This window comes from Staphylococcus sp. GDY8P120P (genome assembly GCF_017892065.1).
Taxonomy (GTDB): Bacteria; Bacillota; Bacilli; order Staphylococcales; family Staphylococcaceae; genus Staphylococcus; species Staphylococcus nepalensis.
Genome location: NZ_JAESKI010000012.1, coordinates 1 through 26,061, shown reverse-complemented (window position 1 = coordinate 26,061; position 26,061 = coordinate 1). Strand labels below are relative to the sequence as shown.

Annotated in this window: 21 protein-coding genes and 1 pseudogene; 13 read left to right on the top strand and 9 right to left on the bottom strand. The window is 31.7% G+C overall.

Annotation, left to right across the window (positions count from 1 at the left end):
• Window positions 1-255 precede the first annotated feature (255 nt).
• Window positions 256-1,287 (top strand): NAD(P)/FAD-dependent oxidoreductase, encoded by a 1,032-nt coding sequence (locus KA900_RS08615; RefSeq protein WP_096808554.1) that lies wholly within the window; start codon window positions 256-258, stop codon window positions 1,285-1,287.
• Window positions 1,288-1,342: 55 nt separating this feature from the next.
• On the top strand, window positions 1,343-1,744 hold the full coding sequence (locus tag KA900_RS08610; protein WP_096808555.1) for a GNAT family N-acetyltransferase: 402 nt from the start codon (window positions 1,343-1,345) through the stop codon (window positions 1,742-1,744).
• A gap of 133 nt (window positions 1,745-1,877) precedes the next feature.
• Here KA900_RS08610 and glcP read toward each other — a convergent pair whose 3' ends face one another.
• Both glcP and KA900_RS08600 read right to left on the bottom strand, forming a co-directional pair.
• A complete protein-coding gene (gene glcP, locus KA900_RS08605) occupies window positions 1,878-3,242 on the bottom strand; it encodes a glucose transporter GlcP (protein WP_182478054.1) in 1,365 nt (454 codons plus the stop codon).
• 218 nt (window positions 3,243-3,460) lie between these two features.
• Complete coding sequence (locus KA900_RS08600; protein WP_103373577.1) at window positions 3,461-4,450, bottom strand: acrylyl-CoA reductase family protein; 990 nt, start codon at window positions 4,448-4,450, stop codon at window positions 3,461-3,463.
• Window positions 4,451-4,669: 219 nt separating this feature from the next.
• Here KA900_RS08600 and KA900_RS08595 point away from each other — a divergent pair, with 219 nt between their 5' ends.
• Window positions 4,670-5,188 (top strand): GNAT family N-acetyltransferase, encoded by a 519-nt coding sequence (locus KA900_RS08595; RefSeq protein ID WP_096808557.1) that lies wholly within the window; start codon window positions 4,670-4,672, stop codon window positions 5,186-5,188.
• A 278-nt stretch (window positions 5,189-5,466) separates the two neighbouring features.
• Complete coding sequence (locus KA900_RS08590; RefSeq protein WP_119488145.1) at window positions 5,467-6,219, top strand: hypothetical protein; 753 nt, start codon at window positions 5,467-5,469, stop codon at window positions 6,217-6,219.
• A 301-nt stretch (window positions 6,220-6,520) separates the two neighbouring features.
• On the opposite strand, the gene KA900_RS08585 is transcribed toward KA900_RS08590, so the two are convergent.
• Window positions 6,521-8,218: a CDP-glycerol glycerophosphotransferase family protein gene (locus KA900_RS08585; RefSeq protein WP_096808559.1), complete on the bottom strand. Its 1,698-nt coding sequence runs from the start codon at window positions 8,216-8,218 to the stop codon at window positions 6,521-6,523.
• A gap of 286 nt (window positions 8,219-8,504) precedes the next feature.
• On the opposite strand from KA900_RS08585, the gene KA900_RS08580 reads away from it, so the two are divergent.
• Window positions 8,505-10,109 carry an L-lactate permease gene (locus KA900_RS08580; RefSeq protein ID WP_096808560.1) on the top strand — a complete coding sequence of 535 codons (1,605 nt, stop codon included), beginning with the start codon at window positions 8,505-8,507 and terminating at the stop codon, window positions 10,107-10,109.
• Between the two features lie 148 nt (window positions 10,110-10,257).
• Here KA900_RS08580 and KA900_RS08575 read toward each other — a convergent pair whose 3' ends face one another.
• Window positions 10,258-11,406, bottom strand: coding sequence for a glycosyltransferase family 4 protein (locus KA900_RS08575; RefSeq protein ID WP_096808561.1), 1,149 nt, complete (start codon window positions 11,404-11,406; stop codon window positions 10,258-10,260).
• A gap of 396 nt (window positions 11,407-11,802) precedes the next feature.
• Between KA900_RS08575 and mqo the strand changes: the two genes are divergently transcribed.
• Window positions 11,803-13,281: a malate dehydrogenase (quinone) gene (gene mqo / locus KA900_RS08570; RefSeq protein WP_096808562.1), complete on the top strand. Its 1,479-nt coding sequence runs from the start codon at window positions 11,803-11,805 to the stop codon at window positions 13,279-13,281.
• Between the two features lie 64 nt (window positions 13,282-13,345).
• Here mqo and KA900_RS08565 read toward each other — a convergent pair whose 3' ends face one another.
• Entirely contained in the window at window positions 13,346-14,716 is a 1,371-nt protein-coding gene (locus KA900_RS08565) for a HAMP domain-containing sensor histidine kinase (protein WP_096808563.1), read from the bottom strand.
• Window positions 14,709-15,383: a response regulator transcription factor gene (locus tag KA900_RS08560; RefSeq protein WP_096808564.1), complete on the bottom strand. Its 675-nt coding sequence runs from the start codon at window positions 15,381-15,383 to the stop codon at window positions 14,709-14,711. Before KA900_RS08560 ends, KA900_RS08565 begins: the two co-directional genes overlap by 8 nt.
• A 154-nt stretch (window positions 15,384-15,537) precedes the next feature.
• Between KA900_RS08560 and KA900_RS08555 the strand changes: the two genes are divergently transcribed.
• Together KA900_RS08555 and KA900_RS08550 are read left to right on the top strand one after the other, a co-directional pair.
• Window positions 15,538-16,590 (top strand): ABC transporter permease, encoded by a 1,053-nt coding sequence (locus KA900_RS08555; protein WP_096808565.1) that lies wholly within the window; start codon window positions 15,538-15,540, stop codon window positions 16,588-16,590.
• Window positions 16,590-17,258: an ABC transporter ATP-binding protein gene (locus KA900_RS08550; protein WP_096811197.1), complete on the top strand. Its 669-nt coding sequence runs from the start codon at window positions 16,590-16,592 to the stop codon at window positions 17,256-17,258. The genes KA900_RS08555 and KA900_RS08550 overlap by 1 nt, the downstream gene beginning before the upstream one ends.
• Before the next feature lie 325 nt (window positions 17,259-17,583).
• Here KA900_RS08550 and KA900_RS08545 read toward each other — a convergent pair whose 3' ends face one another.
• Entirely contained in the window at window positions 17,584-18,555 is a 972-nt protein-coding gene (locus KA900_RS08545; RefSeq protein WP_107644117.1) for a YdcF family protein, read from the bottom strand.
• Window positions 18,556-18,776: 221 nt separating this feature from the next.
• Here KA900_RS08545 and KA900_RS08540 point away from each other — a divergent pair, with 221 nt between their 5' ends.
• The 3 genes from KA900_RS08540 (at window position 18,777) to KA900_RS08530 (ending at window position 22,477) form a co-directional block, all read left to right on the top strand.
• Window positions 18,777-19,241 carry a MarR family transcriptional regulator TcaR gene (locus tag KA900_RS08540; protein ID WP_096808567.1) on the top strand — a complete coding sequence of 155 codons (465 nt, stop codon included), beginning with the start codon at window positions 18,777-18,779 and terminating at the stop codon, window positions 19,239-19,241.
• A gap of 381 nt (window positions 19,242-19,622) precedes the next feature.
• On the top strand, window positions 19,623-21,008 hold the full coding sequence (locus KA900_RS08535; RefSeq protein ID WP_096808568.1) for a membrane-associated protein TcaA: 1,386 nt from the start codon (window positions 19,623-19,625) through the stop codon (window positions 21,006-21,008).
• Between the two features lie 257 nt (window positions 21,009-21,265).
• Complete coding sequence (locus KA900_RS08530; protein WP_318270776.1) at window positions 21,266-22,477, top strand: putative multidrug effflux MFS transporter TcaB; 1,212 nt, start codon at window positions 21,266-21,268, stop codon at window positions 22,475-22,477.
• A 71-nt stretch (window positions 22,478-22,548) separates the two neighbouring features.
• On the opposite strand, the gene KA900_RS08525 is transcribed toward KA900_RS08530, so the two are convergent.
• A complete protein-coding gene (locus tag KA900_RS08525) occupies window positions 22,549-23,097 on the bottom strand; it encodes a TetR/AcrR family transcriptional regulator (RefSeq protein WP_103372883.1) in 549 nt (182 codons plus the stop codon).
• A 126-nt stretch (window positions 23,098-23,223) separates the two neighbouring features.
• Between KA900_RS08525 and KA900_RS08520 the strand changes: the two genes are divergently transcribed.
• Window positions 23,224-23,871, top strand: coding sequence for an HlyD family secretion protein (locus KA900_RS08520; RefSeq protein WP_096808571.1), 648 nt, complete (start codon window positions 23,224-23,226; stop codon window positions 23,869-23,871).
• A 12-nt stretch (window positions 23,872-23,883) separates the two neighbouring features.
• Window positions 23,884-25,776 carry a DHA2 family efflux MFS transporter permease subunit gene (locus tag KA900_RS08515; protein WP_096808572.1) on the top strand — a complete coding sequence of 631 codons (1,893 nt, stop codon included), beginning with the start codon at window positions 23,884-23,886 and terminating at the stop codon, window positions 25,774-25,776.
• Between the two features lie 87 nt (window positions 25,777-25,863).
• On the opposite strand, the pseudogene KA900_RS08510 reads toward KA900_RS08515, so the two are convergent.
• Window positions 25,864-26,061 (bottom strand): annotated as a pseudogene (locus tag KA900_RS08510) (IS5/IS1182 family transposase); the annotation flags it as partial.

Below are 26,061 nucleotides of genomic sequence, written 5' to 3'. Positions count from 1 at the left end.
CAGGCATAAATATGCCAGGCGTTTTTGTGTATTTGGTTATAAATGATTGCTTATATAACCATTTTAGTTTTTGTTTGCTTTTTTCTTAGTTATCTTGCTGTGACAGTGTAATTAGTATTTTAAGCGCATCCTATTTTTTTAGGTAAAAAGCATGGATTATTATTAAAGTTTAAAAATTGGCACTTTTTAATTGATAAGCATTATCAATAATAGGATAATGAAATAAAAGTACTAGTAGATTGTAGGAGGAATTTTATGGATGATGTGATTATTATCGGTGGCGGACCAGCAGGTTTATTTGCTAGTTTTTATTCTGGGTTAAGAGGTATGAAGGTAAGAATTATTGATATTCAAGATAAACTTGGAGGTAAAATGCATGTTTACCCGGAAAAGATTATTTGGGATATAGGTGGATTAGCGCCTAAACCTTGTTATGAAATTATACAAGACACTGTAAATCAAGGCTTACATTTTGAGCCTAAAGTCAATTTAGAAGAACGTGTCATCGATATTAGAAAAATAGCTGAACGTCATTTTGAAATAGAAACAGATAAAGGGCATATTTATGAATCTAAATCAGTAATTATTGCTATTGGCGGTGGCATTATTAATCCAAAACAATTAGATATTAAAGGCGCAGAAAGATATAAATTAACAAACTTGCATTACGTGGTGCAATCTTTAAAACATTTTAAAGATAAAGACGTTTTAATTTCAGGAGCAGGAAATTCTGCTTTAGATTGGGCAAGTGATTTAAGTGGCTATGCTAAAAGTGTGACATTAATTTATCGAAAATCAGATATTAAAGGTTATGAAGCGATGAGAGATTTATTAGATCAATTAGCAGTAGAAAAAATGCCAAATACGCATATTTATCAACTAATAGGTGATGCAACTCAATCACGTATACAACAAGTGATATTAGAAAATATGGAAACGAAAGAACAAATCGCTCGTACATTTGACGAAGTTATTATTAGTCATGGTTTTGATAGAGAGAACACATTACTAGAACAATCTACAACTCAAGTCGATATGTTTAGTGAATATAGTATTAAAGGGTTTGGAAATACAGCGACAAGTATTGATGGTTTGTATGCCTGTGGTGATATTATTTATCATGAGGCAAAGGCACATTTAATTGCGAGTGCATTTAGCGATGCTGCAAATGCAGCAAATTTAGCTAAACTTTATGTTGAGCCTGAAGCAGCGCCAGAAGGTTATGTATCTAGTCATAATGACGCTTTTAAGGAATCTAATAAAGTAGTAATGAAGAAATATTTATAATGTGTTAATTTGTATATCAGATATACGATGACTTTTGGATAGGAGATGAAATAGCGTGATTGAGATAAAGCATGAAGCACCAACAGTAAAAGATTATAGAAACATGAGAAAAACAGTGGGACTAAGTGAAAAATCTCAGAAAGCGGCTGAAAAGGGGCTTTCAAATGCTTGTTTCAATGTGACAGTTTATGATGACGCATCGTTAATAGCGATGGGCAGAGTGATCGGTGATGGAGGCACTGCTTTTCAGATTATTGATATTGCAGTAGATACAAAATATCAAGGTGAAGGGTACGGCAAACAAGTTATGGCACATATTATGAAATATATTCAATCTGTCGCTGAAGAAGGGACGTATGTGAGTTTGATTGCAGATTATCCTGCAGATAAGCTGTATGAACAATATGGCTTTATCACTACTGAACCACATTCTTGTGGTATGTATATTAAATATTAAATTTGTATTTTGAATTAGAATATCATACAAAAATAAAGAGCGGATTAAAGAAATCAATTTAGAAAATGTGATTTCTTTTCCGCTCTTTTTTAATATTAAAGTTTAATTGTTTAACTTAACTTAGATATACTAATTATTTTGATTCATTAATATCAGCCTCTGTTGCGTTTGTTCTAGAACGTAAATCAGCTTCAATTTCTTCTAAACTACGACCACGCGTTTCTGGTAGGTATTTAATAACGAAGATTAAAGCACAAACGCCAATAGCAGCAAAGATTAAGAACACTTGCTCAACAGCTAATACTTCAGTCAAAATAGGGAAAAATTGTGCAACTAGTAAACTACCGATAGATAATACTAAAGCAGCTATACCTGTTGCAGCGCCACGTGCACGCATTGGGAATAATTCTGGAAGCATAACCCAGAGTACTGGTCCCCAAGTAAAACCAAAGAATATAATAAATAATGTGAGACAAGCAACCATAATCCAAGCAGATGATTGGATGCCCATTGTCCAAATTAATATCGCCATAATTAATAGTGAAGCCACCATACCGATATTACCAATAACTAATAGGCGTTTACGGTCAATCTTATCGATAATCATAATTGCCACAATTGTAATCAGCACGTTTACCGTACCAATACCAACGGTACCTAAAATAGAAGTCGCATTACCTAAACCAGCTTTACTAAAAATAGTAGGTGCGTAATAGATAATAGCATTAATACCTATAATTTGTTGTAATAATGCAAACACACTACCAATAATAAGCGTTGGGCGTAACCATGGTGATTTTAAAACCTTCCATGTGCTTTCAGAAATAGCATTAATTTCTTTCATATCAGCAATTTCTTTGTCAATTTCACTTTCCTTAAACGTCAATTTCATAACGTCACGAGCAGCTTTTTCACTTTTATGTTCAAGTAACCATCTAGGACTTTCTGGCATAAAGGCAACACCAATTAATAGAATTAGAGAAGGCAATACTGCTAAACCTAACATCCATCTCCATCCTTCGATTGGTGTAAAAGCATAGTTGATTAAATATGAAGATAAAATACCAATTGTAATCATTAATTGGTTTAATGAACTTAAAGAACCACGTTGTTCAGTAGGTGCCATTTCTGATAAATAAACTGGTACAATTGCAGTTGAACCACCTACAGCTAATCCAATCACAAGTCTACCAATAACTAATACTGGCATGGATGGCGCTAACGCTAAAATTAACGCACCTACAATGTAGATAATCGCTATAATAAATACTACGCGTCTACGACCAAGTCTGTCAGACATAGGACCACTTGCCCCAGAACCAAATATAGCTCCGATTAACATAGATGCAACGACTAGTCCTTCAGTAAAACTATTTAATGGAATGTCATCTTTTATAAATAATAGAGCACCTGAAATTACTCCCATATCATAACCGTAGAGTAATCCTCCCAAGGCACCAAGGAAAAAGATGAGTTTCTTATTCACTTTAATTCCCATACAAACCCTCCTGATAATATTCGATAATCATAAGTATACGCTTTCATATTTTAGTTGTAAATGTTAAAGTATAATAATTTTATTTATTCATACTTATTTATATGAAATGTAATATTTTTGAAGTTCCGATAAAAATACGAAGTTATATAAATTGTTATAAAATAAAACTCCGCACTTCAAATTGAATTTTACAGTACGGAGTTTTGATAGTGACTATGTTATGAGTCGAACTCTATGACAATTCTACCAGAGTTTTTATGTTGAAGAACTTCATTAATACTATTTTTGATATCTTTAAACTTAATGGTATGTTTTATATCATGTAATTGATCAGGCTTTAAATCTTTGGCTAGTCTGCGCCATATATGCTTACGTTGTTTCATTTCAGTATATACTGAGTCGATACCGATAACGTTTACGCCTCTTAATATAAATGGAAAGACTGAACTATCAAATGTAGCGCCTCCAGTCATACCAATAAGTGCAACACTTCCATTGTAATTAAGCTGTTTGACAATTTGTGAAAAGCTCTCGCCACCTACAGGATCGATGACTGCTTGCCATGTACGCTTCCCTAGTAGTTTATCGTCATGCTTAGTTATCCTAGGCACTACATCTTTCGCGCCTAATGCTTTAAGTTTGTCAGTTGCTTCAGATTTCCCTGTACTAGCGATGACCTTATAACCAATAGCGTCTAACATCATTACAGCTAATGTGCCTACGCCTCCAGTTGCGCCTCTGACAAGTACTTTATCCTTTTCAACTGATAGACCATTATGTTCTAATCTTTCAATTGCTAACCCCGCTGTATAACCAGCTGTTCCATAGATCATTGCTTCTTCAAGTGTTAGATCCTTTGGTAAAGGTACAATCCATTCTTCTTTAACACGAACGTATTCACTAAAGCCTCCAAAATGATTTGTCCCTAAATCATAGCCAGTTACGATGACTTCATCTCCTGGTTCAAAAGCATGAGTATCTGAATGGGCTACAACGCCCGCTAAGTCAATCCCAGGCACCATTGGATAAGATTGAACGATCTTAGAATTTTCAACAGTAGCTAAGGCATCTTTATAATTAATCCCAGAGTATTTGGTTTTGATTAACACTTCGCCTTCTGGAAGATCATTTATTGTGATATCTTTAAATTCGCTTGTTACTTTGCCGTCTTGTTCATTGACCACAAAAGCTTTAAATGTTTTAGTCATTGCCTTATGGCACTCCCTTATGTATATTTTTATGAACAATTAAAAAGCTAGGACTACTTTATCATGATATTGTCAATTTCACAATAAGTGGAAAATGACTGTTTTAAAGTAAGCGTTTTAATATTTTTGGGATGATACATAAAATCTATTGAGTTGTATAGTAACCTATTACATATTTTAGTATACTAATTGACAAGATAATTAAAAAGGTGGATATATATGACGGAAACAATTGAGTTAGTGAAAGAATCAGAAGTAACATTGTTGAGAGATATTTGTATATCAACATTTAAAAACACCTTTAAAGATGGTGAATACTCAAAAGAAGATTTTAAACAGTATTTTGATGAGGCATATAGCGTTGAAAAATTGAAAAAAGAACTCGAAGATGCTTATGCTTTTACTTATTTTTATCGTGTAAATAATCAAGTTGTAGGTTATTTTAAATTAAATATTAATGAAGCACAAACTGAAACAATGGGGAGTGATTATTTAGAAATACAACGTATATATTTTTTGCCGGGTTCACAAGGTAGCGGTAAAGGGAAACAAGTCTTTAATTTTGCAATTAAAAAAGCACAAGAATTACAAAAATCAAAAATTTGGTTAGGTGTTTGGGAATATAATGAACAAGCGCTAAATTTTTATAAAAAGCAGGGACTAAAAATAACAGGCTCTCATAAATTTTATACAGGAGCAGTTGTAGATACAGATTTGATAATGGAAAAAAGTATATAGACGCTATTTACAATTAATCATTCACCATTCAGTTATCTCACACATAATGTAGAATGTAGCGTTATTATTTTTTAACATTATATAGTGCGTTAAATAAACGTTTTAGGTTTTTAGATTTTGTGAAAATTATATTTAAATTCGAAAAAGTTTTGTAAAAAGTTGTTTAGCTTAATAATAATGGTGAATAATATAATGATTCTCATTTGCCCTAATTGATAGTTGTCATACATAGTAACGATAATTAGGAAATGAGCAAAACAAATTTAGGAGGTATGTATATGAAAAAATTATTAGCAGGTTTTTTAACACTTTCGTTGGTGCTTGCAGCTTGTTCTAATGGTAGTAATGATGATGATGGAAATAAGGATGATAACTCGAAAGACAATCAATCTTCAGATGATCAATCGAAGGATAATGAAAAAGATTCTAAAAATGATGACGAAAAAAACAATGATAGCGCTAACGATAATTCGGACAGTAACTCTAGCATGAATGGCACTGACTCTAATGCTAACGATGATAACAATTCAGAAAACGATGAAAATGCTAATCACAATTCGGATAATAATGCTAACAACAGCAGCGAATCTAATAGTGATAGTAATGCTCAAGACAACGCTAGTCCTAATGATAATACATCAAGTAATGCTAATAGTAATCAAGAACCAAATCGTAATAGCAATTCAAATGCGGATAACTCAAGTGACGCTTCAAAAAATCAATACGTAGCACCATACCAAGGTCAAAATGCAGTACCAGTAGCACAAAATATTACTTCAGGTAATACTGACGCACAAGTGGCTTTACAATCATTACCTCATTTCCAAAATGCGTTAGATAATGCCAAGGCTGAAGTGAATGCATTAAATGGTCAGTCGAATCCTTATAATGATTATGCAATTGAAGGAAGCGATGGGAATTATAGTTACATCTTTAGCTTCCAAAATCAAGCGCAACCAGGTACGTATTCAATTGTAACAGTCGATCAACAAGGCACAGTTAGAGTCGTTGATCCAGCTTACCAACAATAAAAAGTATAACCGATATATTAACAGGTATAGAGTTAAAATTTATTTGTGACGGCTAAATAGTGCATGGTTATCATGAACATAGAATTACAATTAAAAAACAAGCATAAGGGAGCAAGACAACGAAACCATTTTAGTAAAATGTGATTTCTGTCTTGCTCCCTCTTATGCGTTATTATCGTTGGATGACTTAATGTTTAAATTGAACCATATTTATTTTTAACCAGCTCAAGTTGTGTTTAGCGGTCTATTTTCTAAAGGAATATCGTATTAGATCGATTGTTTACATTTTGATACATATCATTTATTTGTTGGATTTAATTGATTTTTGAATAATATGAGAAATTGTTTCAAAAGCATGATTATCCTTGTTTATAAAAGGATTTTCATGTATGTCCTTCATTTGATGACTGATTAAATCATTTAAAAGTGCTTTTGCATCACTATATCTAACAGTAGAAAGAGAATGCATGACATCATCATATACACCACGCTCTGAGACATATTTTTCATGGTCAGGTGTATATTGACAAACAATTTTATCAATTGTTAATGCATCAAAAATAATTGAAGAGTAGTCTGTTAATACAATGTCTGACGCAAGTAATAAATCTTGAACTTCTAAATTTGATGGTGCGACGATAGCGTTCTCGGGAATATAGTTAGATTCGTCTTTAGTGTGCCCTTTAAAAATAACATTATATTTATTTAATAATCCGTCACTAATAGGTAATAAATCTGATGTTTCGTTTGTTGCTTTCCATGTTGGCACGTAAAGCAATGTTTGTTTATCTGGGTTTAATTTCAATTCTTTTTTAATGAATGAGATATAAGGTTGATCGGATTGTTTATCTAATAAATATCTAATTCTAGGGTAGCCACAGTTCAACAAATGTGTATGCTGCTGTGGGAAAGCAGATTTAAAATATTCCATAATCGCTTCACAATCACTAACGAAATAATCTTGGTGCAACCATTTATTGTATTTACGGGCACGATAATTATAAATGTTGAGATTTTCACTTGGTTCATGACTATCTAAAAATAACTTTTTAATTGGTGTGCCATGCCAAAGTTGGATAATCGTACCGTTCGGTTTTAAACCGTCAGGTATGTACGTCTCTAATATAACCACACTTGCTGTTTCAATAAGTGTTTTAGCTTTTGGATCATCTGGATTAACAAAATTAGGCCCACTAACGTCTTTTGTTATAAAAAATACCGGTAATTTCGAAAAGTGTTTTGCAAAATGATTAAATAAATAACGTGAATTACCTTGGAATCCATAATTAAAACCTAAAAAAACAATGTGATTTTTGATTTTCGTTTTATCTTTTTTGTAAATATAACTCATTTCATAATGTTTCTTTTCATAATGGGAATGAATGAGATTATAAATCCAATGAGGAAGTTTAAAATTAGTAGACTTTAACGCTTTATCAGTAGAACGAACCGCTTTAGTTTCAGGTGGTAACGTTTCTTTACTTTTAAAAGGTACCGGATGCCTATGTTCAAATGCTAATTTGTTTAGGCTGAATTTAGTTGTGTTTAGCGGCGTAAAATCGTCAATATATTTCCAAACTGCCTTACTAGTTCTATGATTATGTTTAAAATTAAAAACGACATGGCTATCTGTAGCAATATCATCTTGTAACAGTGACAACAATGCTAAGTCAAATGCATTATGTATTTGATATTGGTTCATTAAATGGGCTACAGTTTCAATATGAAAGATTACATTCGGAAAATGGTTGATATTGTCTATCCAATCATTAAAAGTAATATATAATTGTCCGAAATATCGGCAGTCATTTAAATATTGTTGATTAATTGTATAATCTGCCACCATCGTGACAGGCTTGAGCTCAACTGCTTTTATCATTGATTGGTAAATTTCAACATCCTGATTTATAAGTACAAAATGAGAATAACCTTCTGTTGTAGCTTTTTGAAGTTCCTTTGCTAAAAGATCCCACTCTAAAATTTCAATTTGCTTTATCATTTACTATCCCTCTACTTAAATATGATTATTTCTATTTTATCATGGAGTGCATTAGAGACAAAAGAAACGTATATGTTAAAATAAATAATTAATTAAAAAGTTTGAAAAAATCAATTTTAATATACTGTATTTTGCCTTATTAACCAAAATAAATAACTTTAATATATAAAATGATTGTTTTTTAAAAAACTTATTGTGTTTTGATTGAAAAGGATGTTATAATTTATGTGAAATAATTCACAATATAGAGATGGCTAATTATTTTAAGTATAGGAAGTGATTGTAAATGTTTGTAGAAAGTTTTAACCCCTTTGGTAACGTCTTATTATCAAGTATTGTGGCTGCTATACCTATTATTTTATTCTTATTATGTTTAACTATTTTTAAAATGAAAGGGATATATGCTTCAATTACTACTTTAGTAGTTACACTCATACTTGCTATAAGCATATTTAAATTACCTATGAAGATAGCTACTGGTGCTTCTATAGAAGGGTTTTTCCAAGGCATTATACCTATTGGTTATATTGTAATGATGGCTGTATTATTATATAAGGTTACTAATGAGACTGGTCAATTTAGTACAATTCAAGATAGTATCGCAAGTGTGTCGCAAGATCACCGTATACAATTATTATTAATTGGTTTTGCATTTAATGGCTTCTTAGAAGGGGCGGCAGGTTTTGGTGTGCCAATTGCGATATGTGCACTATTATTAACCCAGTTAGGTTTTAAGCCTTTACAAGCAGCAATGTTGTGTTTGATTGCGAACGCCACAGCTGGTGCATTTGGAGCAATTGGTTTACCAGTGACAGTTATCGATACACTTGGCTTACCAGGTGACGTTACAGGATTTGCAGTTTCTCAGATGTCGGCTTTAACATTATCCATTATGAATATGTTTATACCGTTTTTATTAATTTGGATTATTGATGGCTTTAAAGGTATTAAAGAGACATTACCAGCCATTTTAATTGTTGGAGGTACATTCACAGTGTTACAAGCTATTATTACTGTGTTTATTGGACCTGAACTCGCAGACATTATTCCGCCATTAGGCGCAATGTTAGCGTTAGCTGTTTTTTCAAAAAAACATCAACCTAAAGAGATATTTAGATTGAAAGACAGTAGCGAACCAAAACCCATTGAAAAACATAGCTTTAAATCATTAATATACGCATGGTGTCCATTCGTTATTTTAACTGTATTAGTAATGATTTGGAGTGCACCTCAATTTAAAGCAATGTTTGCTCCTAATGGCATATTAAATGCATTCGTGTTTAATATAGCGTTACCTGGAACTTATAGCGAGATTGCTGATAAAGCAATTACACTTCCGCTAAATATTATAGGACAAACTGGCACAGCCATTTTATTGGTGGTTATCATTACAATATTAATGTCAAGACAAGTGAGCTTGTTTGATGCAACACGTTTATTTAAAGTTACATTTAAAGAATTATGGTTACCGATTATTACGATATGTATTATTTTGGTTATTTCGAAGTTAATGACGTACGCAGGTTTGAGTAACGCTTTGGGTGAAGGAATAGCAAAAACAGGATCAATATTCCCATTACTATCACCTGTTTTAGGTTGGATTGGTGTCTTTTTAACTGGCTCAGTGACAAACAACAATACATTATTTGCACCTATACAAGCAGCAGTTGCTAATAATATTGGTACAAGTGGCGCATTACTTGTGTCCGCAAATACAGTGGGTGGAGTTGCAGCAAAATTAATTTCACCACAATCCATTGCCATTGCCACTGCGTCTGTACAACAAGTAGGTAAGGAATCAGAATTATTAAAAATGACTTTACGCTATAGTGTTGTATTAATTATATTTGTATGTATATGGACATTTATTTTAAACTTAATTTTACATTAAAAACAACGGATAGTATTAAGTGCAACAATGATATTTTAGAAGTTGTCTGCACCCTCAGTTGTTTTAAAACTATAATCTGATATTCAGATACAATGATAAAAGGCATACGAAATCAATAGTTCAAAATTGATTTCGTACGCTTTTTTTATTAGGATTCTAACATAGTTTGAAATGATTGGTACACAGAGTCTGGTGAATAAGATTGCACCGTTTGGTATGCATTTTCAATCAAATGTTGTTTATTAAATTCTTGATTAATCAGTCTTAGCAATTGATTTGATAAATCTTCTATACTCCCGTGTGTAACTAAATAACCATTCACATTATTATTTATCAGAGAATCAGGACCAGCATTCCCATTAAAACTGACTACAATATTACTCTGGTTCATTGCTTCTAAAATAACCATACCAAAACCTTCATTACGTGAAGGCACAACCGTAATTTCACTCATTGCTAACTTTTCATTTAACTGTTGTGTTGCGCCTTGAAGTTTTATGATATCCGCAAGTTGATGATCTATGATGAGCTGTTGTAATAGGGCATGCGCTTCTCCATCACCGTAAATGTGTATTTGATATTTAAAGCGTCTCACTTCTTGCTGGATAGGGATGATGCTTTTAATTAATAGATCAAACCCTTTTTCGTATTCTAAGCGTCCTGCAGCAGTGATAATTTTATCTTTAGATGCAGGCAACCGTGGTTCATTTAAAATATTAGGGACGATATACACAGGCACGTTAACGATAGATTCATATGTATGTTTATCACTTTCTGTTAAGGTCGTTATTTTATCTAAATGTTTATAAGCTGTGGCAATCTCATCTTGCAAAGCATCACTATGCGCTTCAAAGTTCATATGCTCCATACCAATTTTTTCTATATTCTGTGAACCATAACAAGCAATTAATATATTAAAACTAGCTCTTGTGCCGATAAGTGTATCTGTCGAAACATTACGTATAGATTTAATCATTTTCTTTTCTATATAATGTGAAAATTGATTTAAACCAGGTTCATGTTGTGAAAGTATGCTTGGTTTAGAAAAAGGTGTATATTTATGGATACGGTTAAAAAATATGTCCTTAATATTTAAAGGATGTACTTGATAATCCGTTAAAGAACGAATTTGAATAGAATCATGTAAATCAAAATAGGGCTGAGAAGCGCCTCTAAAAACTGAAATAATTTCAATTTGGTGACCTTTTTCAGCTAAAACATTAGCAAGTTGTGAAATAGATTTAACAGTTCCACCCATGGCGTAAATATTATGCATAAAAAAAGTGATAGATTTCATTGGAATACCTCCAAATTATATAAACTAAATTAAAATTTATTATAGCATGAAATATACTTAATGAATAAAGTAACTCATAATAAATAGATTAGAAACCATTTGATTAAATCCTAAACAATTAAGATATAAAGTTAAAAGTTTGTATTATGCTTGTTTTAGTTAACACATATTAACATAATTTGTGTAGAATTACTGAAAGCCCTTTTTTCATAGGGCAATAACGTATATAATTAGAAGCGTACGGAAAGATTCTGTTGTTGTTTACGTTTTAAACATAACAATAATGGATTAGATTTTAAAATTTTAGCTATAGAAAACGCTTTATCACAGTTGTAAATTTTCTTAGATAAAGATAACGTGTCTATAAACATATATAAAAGGGGGACTGTGTTTGTTATGAGTACACAACATAGCAAAACAGATGTCATATTAATTGGCGGCGGTATCATGAGCGCAACACTAGGAACTTTATTAAAAGAACTTGCACCTGAGAAAGAGATAAAAATGTTTGAAAGATTATCTACACCCGCAGAAGAAAGTTCTAATGCTTGGAATAATGCAGGTACAGGGCATTCTGCATTATGTGAATTAAATTATACAAATGAAAACCAAGATGGTTCAATTGATATTACTAAAGCTGTAAAGATAAACGAGCAATTTCAAATTACAAAACAATTCTGGAATTATCTTGTTAAACAAGGGCAACTATCAAAACCAGAAGCTTTCATAAAACCTGTGCCACATATGAGTTTTGTACAAGGGGTACGCAATGTCGATTTCTTAAAAAGACGGGTTGATCGATTAAATAAAAACATATTATTTAGTAATATGGAAATCACTGATGATAAAGATAAAATTACTGAGTGGGCACCGTTAATTATGGAAGGACGCACATCAAACATTCCGATGGCTATTACATATGATAAAACAGGTACCGATGTAAATTTTAGCGCGTTAACTAAAAAGTTGTTTTCTAACTTAGAAGAAAAAAATATTGAACTTAATTATGAACATGAAGTAGAAAATTTAAATCAACACAAAGATGGCAGTTGGGAAGTTAAAGTCAAAAATTTAAAAACGGAAGAAGTTACTATAATAGAAAGTGATTTTGTATTTATTGGTGCCGGCGGGGCAAGTTTACCATTATTACAAAAAACAGGCATTAAAGAATCTAAACATATAGGTGGGTTCCCTGTTAGTGGGCTGTTCTTAGTATGTAGAGATGAGTCTATCACTTCAAAACATCTAGCTAAGGTATATGGAAAAGCTGCTGTTGGCGCACCGCCAATGTCAGTTCCACATTTAGATACGCGTTATATCGATGGTCAACGTACGTTATTATTTGGGCCATTTGCTGGATTTTCACCTAAATTCTTAAAAACAGGTTCAAATATGGATTTAATAAAATCTGTAAAACCCAATAATCTAATTACAATGTTGTCTGCAGGGATTAAAGAAATGAATTTAACAAAATATTTAATTTCTCAACTGACATTATCTAATGAGGAAAGAATGGAAGATTTGCGTCAATTCGTTCCAAATGCTAAGAGTGAAGATTGGGAAATAGTTGTTGCAGGGCAACGCGTCCAAGTTATTAAAGATACGGACAAGGGCAAAGGAACGTTACAATTTGGTACAGAAGTTATTACATCTGAAGATGGCTCATTAGCAGCGTTGCTAGGTGCTTCTCCAGGTGCTTCCACTGCTGTTGATATCATGTTAGATGTGCTACAACGTTGTTACAAAGATGAATTTAGCCATTGGGAAGAAAAAGTTAAGGAAATTGTTCCTTCATTTGGTATGCAATTATCAGAAAACGAAGCATTATATACTCAAATCAATAAAGAAATTACAAAAAACTTAAAAATAAATTAATTCCCATCTTATTAATAAAGAAAGCGAGGCGGAGACATCAATAATGATGTCTCCGCCTCGCTTTTTATTTATTGATAATGACAGTAAATGTAGTGCCTTCATATTTTTCGCTTTCTACTTTAATTTTACCATCGTGTAATTCAAAAATAGCTTTTGCAATTGCTAAGCCTAATCCATTGCTATTATCATGATGACTGGCTTTATAAAAACGTTCAAATAAATGAGATTGTGTTGTTTGTGTCATACCTTGACCGTCGTCAGTTATAGTGAAACGAATCGCATTTAAGTCAGTGTCGTTCGTTAGTGTAATATCAATTGTTCCGCCTGGTTCTGAGTATTTGATGGCATTAATAATTAAGTTTTGAAATGCTTGATGAAGCAATCTTTCATTCCCAACAAATGTTACGTTGTCTAAATCTGACATAATAATGAGATCTTTTTGATTTGTAGAGAATTGTTCATGACGAATAATTTGTTTAATAAGTTTATTAAGTGCTATGTGGTCATTTAATTCGAGATGTTCGCCATTATCAATTTCTGATAGTAAAAGAAGTTCTTTTGTTAATTCACTAAGTTGTGTTGTAATTTGATATATTTCATCAATGTATTGTTCACGGGCACTAACGTCTTTAGTGAATTTCAATTGATCAAGTAAATGATGGATATGTGTTAAAGGTGTTTTAATCTCATGCGAGACATTTTGGACAAAGTGTTGTCTCATGTCATCCAGTTGTTTTAAAGATAAACGCATTTTATCAAATCGATATTGCAAGGTGCCGAATTCATCGTTACGTTTAACATTAATGGGCACATCAAAATTACCTTCCATAAGTCTTTCTGTTGCTTGCTTCAATTGCTGTATCGGTTTAATTATCATATAAGTTGAAGAAATCACCGAAATGATAGAAATGACTAACAATAGAGTGATTAATATAATTAAGAAAATTCTAAATTCACTAAAGGTTTTGCCGATATCGGGCCTCATAAATACGGCATAATTCTTGCCATTTGCTTCATAATGCACACCAACGGTATTTTGTGTGGTATTTTCGAAAAAACCAGTAATAAAAGGATTGTAAGATAAGTTTTTTATACCATGATAGTCGTTACCATTTAAAACGGCTTTAATATTTTTAGTGTCGACATTATCTTTCCTAAACGGAGCCCCATAATAGGCTTTCTCACCTTTTTCGGTTACAGTCATAATTTGGTAATTCATTTCACCTAAATGTCTGAAAAAAGGTTTGGGCAAATTTATATGAGACTTATGCATATAAGATGTAGCATCTTTTAAAGTACGCATAATTTTAGTATCGTTATTTTCTTTTAAATGATTGTGATAGATAATATTAGTTAATAAAAAACTGAGTATGGCACTTGATAGCATAATGATAATTGTATATATAGCAATACGAGAATAGAGTGATTTAAACATTGTCATCCACCTTATATCCCAAACCACGAACTGTGTGAATAGTAATTGACGCATCTAATTTTGACAAACGCTTTCTTAATCGTTTGATGTGTACATCAACAGTCCGTTCGTCTCCTTCATAATCAAAGCCCCAAATTTTCTCAATTAAATCATCACGGTTAAATACTTGTTTCGGGTGTGAAGCAAGTAAAAATAACAGTTGAAATTCTTTGTTTGGTAGATTCATTGATTTGGTAGAAGATTGAAGCTCTAAATAGGCTTGGTTAAGTATGAGATTGCCTACTTTGAGTTCATTATTTGCATTAATATTATAACGCTTTAGAACTGCTTTAATTCTGAAAATCAGTTCTTTGACTTCAAAAGGCTTGGTTACATAATCATCTGTGCCTGTTAAATAAGCTTGTTCTTTGTCGCTAAGTGCATCCCGTGCTGTTAGCATAATCACAGGTATTTCAAAGTCTTCTTTTAAAATTTTACATAATTCAAAACCACTCATACCTGACATCATTACATCGACTATAGCGATATTAACTTGATGTGAATCAAGGTATACTAGCGCATCTTCGGCACTTGTTTGAGTTACTACATCTAATCCTTCTTTTGTAACATAGTTTGAAACATATGCTAGAATTTTTTTATCGTCATCGACAATTAAACAAGTAGTCATGCACAAAAACTCCTTACCCATTTTATAAATATTATATATGGAAAGAAATGACTTAACAAATATGAAATTTTTAAAAGGTTAACAATTGTTCATATTGAGTTCATATACTACGACTAAACTCTAGATATAAGTTCTTTTGAAGGAGTGAAACGTTATGAAGTTAGCATGGCAAGAAATTAAATATTATAAATTTCGTTATATATTAATCATGTTAATCATATTATTATTAGGTGTTATGGTGTTATTCATTAGTGGTTTAGCACAAGGTTTAGCAAGAGAGAACGTATCAATGTTGGACAATATGAAAGCAGAAAAATACGTTATGCAAGACAACAAAAAGCCACAAATTGAGAAATCAGTGATTAAGCCAGATCAACAACAGAAGGTCGAAGATATAACTGACCAATCCCCTTTAAAAATAGCATCTCAAACACTGAAAATTGATAAAGATGAAGAAGATGTGGTTATGACTAATACAGTGACAAATGAAAAACCGAAATTATCAGAAGGTAAATATCCTGAAAAAGATAATGAAATTGCTATTAATAGTAAGTTAACTGCTAATGGCGTAGAAATCGGAGATACAATTAACACCAAAAATGGGAAAAAATTAAAAGTATCTGGTATTTTAGACGATACAATGTATTCTCATAGTTCGGTTGTTATGATGAATAACAGTGGATTTGATGAATTAAATAAAGAAGTGAGCACGGTTTATCCAGTTAAAGATTTATCACAAAAACAACAAAATGAATTAGAAGATATTTCTGGTATAAAAGTATTTAGTGAAGATGATATTACTGCTGAAATACCAAGTTATCAAGCAGAACAAGCACCGCTTAATATGATGATTGTTAGTTTGTTTGTTATATCTGCTATAGTACTTAGTGCATTCTTCTACGTTATGACAATACAAAAGATACCTGAAATAGGTATTTTAAAAGCAATAGGTATTAAGACAAGACATTTATTAAGTGCTTTAATTATTCAAATATTAATCACTACCATGGTTGCAGTGATCATTTCTGTAGGGTTGATTAGTAGCTTATCATTAATAATGCCGATTACTATGCCATTCCATGTAACGGTTACAAATATTTTATTAGTAGTTGGTATATTCATTATCGTCGCTATAGTGGGCGCAGCGCTATCATTTATAAAATTATTCAAAGTAGACCCTATTGAAGCAATTGGAGGTGGAGAATGATGAGTTTACAAGTAAAAGATATTAAAAAATCATTTGGTAAAGGTTCTTCAGAAACAAAAGTCCTAAAAGGAATTAATTTTGAAGTTAATGAAGGAGAATTCGTTATTTTAAATGGTGCTTCTGGTTCTGGTAAAACCACACTATTAACTATTTTAGGCGGGTTATTGTCGCAAAGCAGTGGTAATATATTATATAATGGTGTACCTCTCTATTCTAATGATAAAAAAGCTTCGGAATTGAGACTAAACGAAATAGGCTTTATATTTCAGTCTTCTCATTTGGTACCGTATTTAAAAGTAAAAGACCAGTTGGCAACAATTGGTAAAGAAGCAGGAATGTCTAAAAAAGAAGCAACTAAAAGAGCAGAAAAATTATTAAAGCAAATAGGTTTAGAAGAACAACTAAACGCATTTCCCCATACACTATCAGGAGGTCAAAAACAACGTGTTGCAATTATGAGATCATTAATGAATAATCCTAAAATGATTTTAGCTGATGAGCCTACTGCAAGTTTAGATGCAGAGCGCGCCACCGAAGTGATAGATATGATTAAAGATCAAATTCAAAGTAAAAAAATGATTGGTATTATGATAACACATGATAAAAGGTTATTTGATTATGCTGATAGAGTAATAGAATTAGATGACGGTATTATTGTAAGTAAATAAAATAATGATAATCTATAACAACAAGATAGATATCACATTTTACTATTATGATTTTAATGTTCCTTTCTCATACTAAATAAACAAAAGCACTTCCATTCAGAAATGGAGGTGCTTTTGTTTATTTAAAATTATATGATGGCTAAGAGTAAGGCAGAAATCGTATTTTTATAAAATGAATTTGTTGCTCAACTCTGGCAAAATGATTTGAAAAATGAACTGAATTCAAAAAGATGCTTATATTAATTTTTGAATTTATTTGTAATTGTCTTTTAAAAAACAAAATAAGACAATTAAGACTGAATTTTTATCATGCCATGCTTTAATTTTACATGGATGGTATATGCCATAAAGCCATCATGCATGCCCAAAATAAGGTAGCAAAATAAATGGTTAATAATAATTTATATTGATACATAATTGCTAAGAAATCTCTGATTAACGCGATTTCAAAAAAAGGGTAAGGGGTATGACTGCCCACACCTTTCAGTTTGATATTTAATTTTTGACCGAACCTTAATGCACGCATAATATGAAATTGGCTAGTTACACATAAAATGTTTGGTTCATTCTCGTAATAATGTTCAATTAAAGCTTTAGTATATTTAATATTTTCGAATGTGCTTGTGGATTGGTCTTCCATTGTAATGGCTGATGGGTTAACGTTGTTATGCACTAAATATTGATACATCGCTAATGCCTCTGATATTGGTTCATCTGGTCCTTGGCCACCACTCACGATAATCTGAGCATTTGGATATAACTGATATAATTCCAACGCTTTGTCTAATCTTTTTGCAAGCATTGGTGTCACTTGGTTAGTGAAAATACCTGCCCCTAATATGACAATGACATCGAAATTTTGATGATAGGTAACATTTAAAAATGCAGATGAACATAACACGTAACAGATAAAAGTGAAAAAAGCACTAAACATAATGGCTGCGACCCAGTAAAAAATAACATTAATTCCAACTGGAATTAAACTGATATAAGCACATGCAACCATGAAAAGCAGTAATTTAAAGGCGATATAATAAAGACGTTTTATAAAAAGTGCGCTTGTTCTATATCGTAATAATCGTTTGTGTTTGATATGTATAAGTGATACGCCAACAAACATAGTAATCGTTAAGTCTATAGGTAATGATAGTTTACCAGCATGCAAAATAATAACAATATATCCTATAATGATTTGTACAATAAAAAAAGTTAAATGAGTAGCCCAGTTCCAATTTTTATACATAACAATAAAACCGAATACAATGATTAGGCAACAAATGAAAGACAACGTATGCATGGTTCACCCCGAATATTTATAGTAAGTTAAATGTATTGCAAACTTCCAAAATAATCAAATGTTAATGATGCTATATATGAATTTCTCCTTATTTCAAAATTAAAACTCCAATTATTTGTAATTATTGCTTTTATACAGCAGAGAATATTGATATTATTAACATAATATAAAAAAAATAACGTTTACATAAGTGAGCTAGAATGGTAGAGGTGCGAGAAGTTATGGTTAAAAATTTAAGTAGTCATATTGATTTTATGGGAGAATTTATAGATGATGTGAATACTTTATTAGCTAAATTATTAAAAGAGTTACGAGAAGACTATAACGTATCAAGAGAGCAAGCCAATGTGATATTAATGTTAGAAAACGAAAAAGCGATGACATTAACAGAAATAACCGAAAGACAGGGCGTAAACAAAGCTGCTGTCAGCCGTAGAATTAAAAAGCTAATACAAGCAGAAGTTGTTCAATGGGACAAATCAGAAGAAAATATAGATCAAAGGTTAAAATATATTAAATTAACGGAAAAAGGTAAACAATTTAATAAGCAAAGTAAAGCAATTATTAATGATATTGTAAGTGATATTTTACACGATTTATCCGATGAACAAATTGAACAAGCACGTTACGTTTTAGAAATTATAGATCAAAGGTTAAAAAATTTCATTACAAAACATAACCATTAATATGCCTATTAATGATAATTATTTAATATAAAGCTAGAAAGCACAGTTTAAAATATATGGGTTGAGAGTTGCTAGATGACTATAAGTCTATTTAGTAACTATTTTATTTGAGGTTATGTTTTTTAACTATATACAGTTTTCAAGAGCATGAATGGTCAGGCTTTTTAATTTTATAGCTTACTAGTCATTGGACTAACGATGTATATCAATTGAAACATAATAAACATATAATAGAAGTTATGTAGTGTAAAATGAATTTAATGCAATTTAAAATATACCATAAATAAGTAGAAATGGCTTGCTAATGCCGTATAGTTTAAGATCAGGATATGTTAAAATAACGAAATAATGTAAAAAATTGGGTAGTAGCGAGGTGATAAAATGCAAAAGTGCCCTAAATGTGGGGAAAATATAAGAAAAGGACAACGAAGATGTAGTCATTGTGGCTATCGTATAGAGTCAACAGATAGTGAAAAAATGACTCGATCTACCAAAGAAAACAAAAAAGCAATGAACATCAAAGCAAGAAAAATTATCCCCTGGGGGATTGCAGCTTTTATTATTATCCTGATTTTGATTATATTTATCTTATTGAAAAATTTTAATTCGCCAGAAGCACAATCAGAAATATTGATCAATGCTATAGATAATAACGATACACAAAAGTTATCCACTTTATTAAGTACTCAAAATAATAGTGTAGATGAAAATGAAGCCAAGGCATATATCAAATATATAAAAAATGAAGTCGGTATGAACCAATTCGTTAAAGATATAAATCAAAAAGTAACAGATTTAAACGCTAGTCAAACCAACGAAGAAGATTATGTTACAGCAAAAAACGGCGAAAAGGTTTTGCGTATCAGCAAAAATGGACGACGCTATTTAATATTTGATAATATGAGTTTTACGGCTCCTACCAAAGAAGCTATTGTTAAACCGAAGTATGATACAACTTATCAATTCAAAGCAAATGATAAGCAAAGAACTGTGCATGCAGAGAAAAATAAGACAACAGTTTTAGGTGAATTTATCCCTGGCAATTATATGATTGAAGCTAAAAAAGAAATGGCTAATGGTCAATTTAGCGGTGAACTTAAATTTAATTTTAATAATAGTAATCATGAAACAGTAGATGTTTCAGAAGACTTTAATGAGGCCTATATAGTAGTTGACTTAAAAGGCGCTTCAGAAATTGATAAAGACACGGTTAAAGTAAAAGTAAATGATAAAACGTATGATTATGCGAAAAACCAAGAAATAGGCCCATATCCAAAAACGAAAGAATTAACTGTCTCTGCAGAAGGTCAAGCGAAGAAAAAAACATTTAAATCAGCTGAAACGGTTATTAAAACCGACAACTTAAAAGATAAAACACGTGTCACATTAAACTTCGATAGTGATGAAATTCAAGATTATGTAGATAAAAAAGAAAAAGAGGAAAATAGCTTTAGAAATAAGGTGATTAATTTTTTCGGTAATTATACTGCGGCAATGAATAGTGCACATAGTCAAAGCAATTTTAATTTGGTTTCATCTTATCTCAAGACAAATACCGATAATTATAAATCTACTAAAAATGAGGTGCAAGGTAATACTATGTTTTATTTGCCTCAACCACAAATTACTGAAATTGTGAGACAAGGAGACACGTTTTACGTTAAGGCACAGACAGTAAAAGAAGACGGACAATACGGTGAAGTAGATTATCAACTTGAAGGCGATGATGATGCGAGCAACCTTAAAGTTGTAAAGTATTCCGAGTAGTATAAATCATACAGAAACAGCAGTTTGTTAAAGTAATAAATATAAGTGAAAAACTAAGCAATAATTTAAATTATTGCTTAGTTTTTTTATATCAAATAAAAAATAATAAACTATATTAATATTTTTAAACTAAAGTTATAATAGTAATAATGATTTCAATTTACTAATCAATCAAATGTTCAATATGGTAATATTTATACTAAAAGATACCCAAAGGGCTTGAGTATTACAAGTTTATCGATAGGAGTAAAGTAATGATGGAACACCAACAACATAAACAATCACTTATTTTTGTTATTATACTAGGTGCTTTGACTGCAATCGGTGCGTTATCAATAGACATGTTTTTACCTGGATTGCCTCAAATACAATCTGATTTTAATACCACAACTTCAAATTCACAATTAACTTTGTCTTTATTTATGATTGGTTTAGCAATGGGTAATTTATTTACAGGACCAATTTCTGACGCAATTGGGCGTAAGCAACCGCTTTTGATAGCTATGATGTTATTTACATTGGCAAGTATAGGCATTATTTTTGTAGATAACATTTGGTGGATGATTGCTTTACGATTTGTACAAGGATTTTGTGGAGGAGCTGGCGCAGTCATTTCGAGAGCAATTTCAAGCGATTTATATAGTGGGAAACAATTAACAAAATTTTTAGCATTATTGATGTTAGTCAATGGCGTTGCGCCTGTATTAGCGCCTGCTTTAGGTGGCGTTATCTTGTCTTTTTCTACTTGGCGCATGGTATTTATTATATTGACGATATTCGGCGTGCTCATGTTTTTAGGTACGATGTTCAAAGTCAAAGAATCACTAACTACTGAACACAGAGATAGCCCTCACATCATAAGTATATTTAAGAATTTTAAACAATTACTCCTAACGCCTCGTTTTGTATTACCGATGCTGATTCAAGGGGTTACATTTATCATATTGTTTAGTTATATTTCAGCATCTCCTTTTATCAGTCAACGTATATACGCAATGTCGCCACAGCAATTTAGTATAATGTTTGCGGTTATTGGCATCAGCCTCATTATTTCAAGTCAGTTGACAGGTAAACTCGTCGATTACATACATCCTCAAACATTACTCCGTATCTTAACATGTGTGCAATTGATTGGCATCATATCAGTTACGATTATTTTGCTGAACCATTTGTCGATTTGGATGTTATTTATTGGTTTTATTATTCTTGTAGCACCGGTTACAGGTGTTGCTACTTTAGGTTTTTCAATTGCAATGGATGAGCGCACTGGCGGCAACGGAAGTGCATCCAGTTTACTTGGACTTGTACAATATTTATTAGGTGGAGCGATCTCACCACTTGTAGGAGTAATGGGGGAAGAAAATTATACACCTTATGTATCAATTATCTTATTAGCAGGAATTTTATTAGTAGTTTTACAAATAACAAACTATTTTATATTTAAGAAAAAGAAAATAATTTTAAATTGAACAAAAAAGTACGCAAGAATTAATTAAATTTTGCGTACTTTTTTATGTTTGTCGGTCAAAAATAAGATGAATTAGCGTTTTAATTTAATGGTGTTGGCTAGCAAAATTTGAGCTAATTCATCAATGGGTTGTGTACACCCCTCTTTAATCCAATCATAAACGAGACCCATTTGACCGCCTAGTGCATAAATTACAAAATGCTTTTTATTTAATACATTTGTATGGTCATTTAAAATTTTTGTATAAGTTGCTCGAGTATTTTCTATATAATCAAAAAATAAATCACGATTAGGATGTGTGACTAAAATAGCATGGAAATAACCGTAATGACGGTAAATATACCGTAAAATAATTTTGAAAAATTGATATAGTTTCACCTGATTAACTGAAATTTGTTCTGAACTTTCGTATAAACAATTTAAAAGGGTTTTATACTTTTGGATATGATGTGCTTGTATCGTTGATAAAAGATCGTATTTATCCACAAAATAATCATAAAATGTTGTTCTATTTACCCCACTATAAGCGCATAGCATCTTAATAGTAATATTTTCAAACGGATGTAATTCTAACAATGAAATCATATTAAATATTATTTTACGCTTAGCATATTGTTTCATAGTAACTCCTTTATCAAACATAAATAATGTATCCAACACATTTTATATAAGTGTTGGTATATTTTTATTTTTCATCTCTTTATAATATATAAGGTGAATTTTAAATGCAAATAGGAGGAAACTGTAATGAAAAAAATGGTATTAATAAATGTCATTACCATTGTTGTGCTTGTAATTATCGGAGTAGTAGGATTCCATTTTTATAATCAAGCAACATCATATGTAAGTACGGATAATGCCAAAGTCGATGGAGAACAAATTAAAGTCTCAGCTCCGGCTTCTGGTGAAATCAAATCACTTGATATTAAAAATAATGAAAAATTAAGTGAAGGTGACAAAGTTGCAGAGATAGCTGCAAAAGGCGAAGAAGGACAGGCTCAAAATATGGATATTAAAATGCCTAAACAAGGTACAATTGTCAAAGTTGATGGTATGGAAGGTTCAATGGCCCAAGCAGGAACGCCAATCGCTTATGCTTATAATTTAGATGAAACATACGTTACTGCTAATGTTGATGAAAAAGATATAGCGGATGTTGAAGAAGGTAAAGATGTAAATATTAAACTAGATGGTGAAGAAGCTGAATTGAAAGGTAAAGTAAAAGAAGTAGGTAAAGCTACTGCTTCAAGTTTTTCATTAATGCCTTCATCAAACAGTGATGGCAACTATACAAAAGTATCACAAGTTGTACCAGTAAAAATTTCTCTAGACTCAAAACCATCTAAAAACGTTGTTCCAGGAATGAACGCTGAAGTTAAAATTCATAAAAATTAAGGGGGTCTTAAAATGACAATGACCTTCATTATTATTTACGTAGTCATAGCGCTCATTCTTATCGGTGGACTTAATTTCTTTGTTATAAAACGAAAAAAGAAAAAAACAAGCCGAACTTTGGAACAATCTAAACATGAAAGCATTGCTTCTAACGAAAGTTATCAATCTAAATTTAAAGTAAAAAGTGATGAAACATCAACAGACGCATCAGTCAAAAATACAACAGCTCAAGAGAATAACGAAACAAATAATCTAAATGAAGAAAATGAGCAATCAACATTCAGTGAAGAGACGGATAATTTACACAATCCAAATGACACTGATTATGAAAAAATAAATTCAAATTCAGAAGAAGCTCAAGTAAATGAAAAATTGAAAGCTAAACATAGCACATTTATGTTTGGAAAAGGCACCTCTCAAGGAAAAGTTTTAGTAGCGATGATCTTTGGTATGTTTATAGCTATTTTAAATCAAACTTTACTCAACGTGGCATTGCCTAAAATAAATACAGATTTTAATATATCTGCAAATACTGGTCAATGGCTTATGACAGGGTTTATGTTAGTGAATGGTATCTTGATACCGATTAGTGCGTATTTATTTAATAAATATTCATATCGTAAATTGTTTTTAATAGCAATGGTATTATTTACCATAGGCTCTCTGGTCTGTGGTATGTCAGGTTCATTTACTATCATGATGGTAGGTCGTGTGCTTCAAGCGATAGGTGCCGGTGTCTTAATGCCACTTGGTACAAATGTATTCATGACTATATTTCCACCTGAAAAACGTGGTGCAGCAATGGGGACACTTGGTATAGCAATGATCTTAGCACCCGCGATTGGACCGACATTATCCGGTTATATCGTAGAAAACTACCATTGGAATATTATGTTCTATGGTATGTTTATCGTAGGTTTAATTTCATTAGCAGTTGCCTATATATGGTTTAGAGTATATCAAGTCACTACCAATCCAAAAGCAGATGTGCCAGGTATCATCTTCAGTACAATTGGTTTTGGTGCATTATTATACGGCTTTAGTGAAGCAGGTAATAATTCTTGGGGTTCTCCAATTGTTGTAGTGTCACTTGTTATAGGTGTTATATTTATCATTGCATTTGTTATTAGAGAGCTTACAATGCGTGTGCCAATGCTAAGTATGGAAGTATTAAAATATTCAGGCTTTACTTTAACTACTGTTATCAATATGATTGTAACAATGAGTTTATTCGGCGGTATGATTTTATTGCCACTTTATTTACAAAACTTAAGAGGTTTTACACCGATACAATCAGGACTTTTATTATTACCAGGTGCATTAATTATGGGTGTCATGGGCCCTATAGCAGGAAAATTATTAGATACGATTGGTATTAAGCCTCTCGCTTTAATTGGTACTGCAATCATGACTTATGCTACTTGGGAATTAACGAAATTAAATATGAACACAACTTACGGCCATTTAATGATGATTTACATTGTGCGCTCGTTTGGTATGAGTTTTGTTATGATGCCAATTATGACTGCTGGTATGAATGCATTACCATCACGGCTTATTGCACATGGTAATGCTTTGTCTAATACTTTAAGACAATTGGCTGGTTCAATTGGTACAGCACTATTAGTCACAGTAATGTCAACACAAACGACACAATACGCTGCTGGTTACGCACAAGATTTAGATAAAACCAATCCATTTATTAAAGATCGTTTACAAGAAATGGCACAAGCGATGGGTGGAGAGCAAATGGCTACTTCTCAAATATTAGAATTTGTTCAAAAACTAGCTTCAATTAACGGGGTCAATAGTGCATTCCTCATTGCCACAGTACTCAGTGCATTAGCATTTGTTTTAAGTCTTTTCTTAAAAGGAAAAGCGCATTATATTTCAAATGAAGAATAAAAAGGGCTAGGTGAAGCAGATTACATGAATCAAACACATGTATAAGGTTCGCCAACGTACTTCAATTAAAAGTAGCGCATTATATTCCTATTGCAGACACTTGTTGCCTATGCAAAGAGCCTGGGACATAAAGTTCTCGGACAAGTGAAAAAAGGCAATTTCTATTGAAATAATATAGAAATTGCCTTTTTCATAATTGTTTTGATTATAGTTAGCTCGTTGAGCTACTACTTTTCTTATATTAAGTGCCATTAATACAAAGCCCAGTTCGCTTTTGACGTGTTT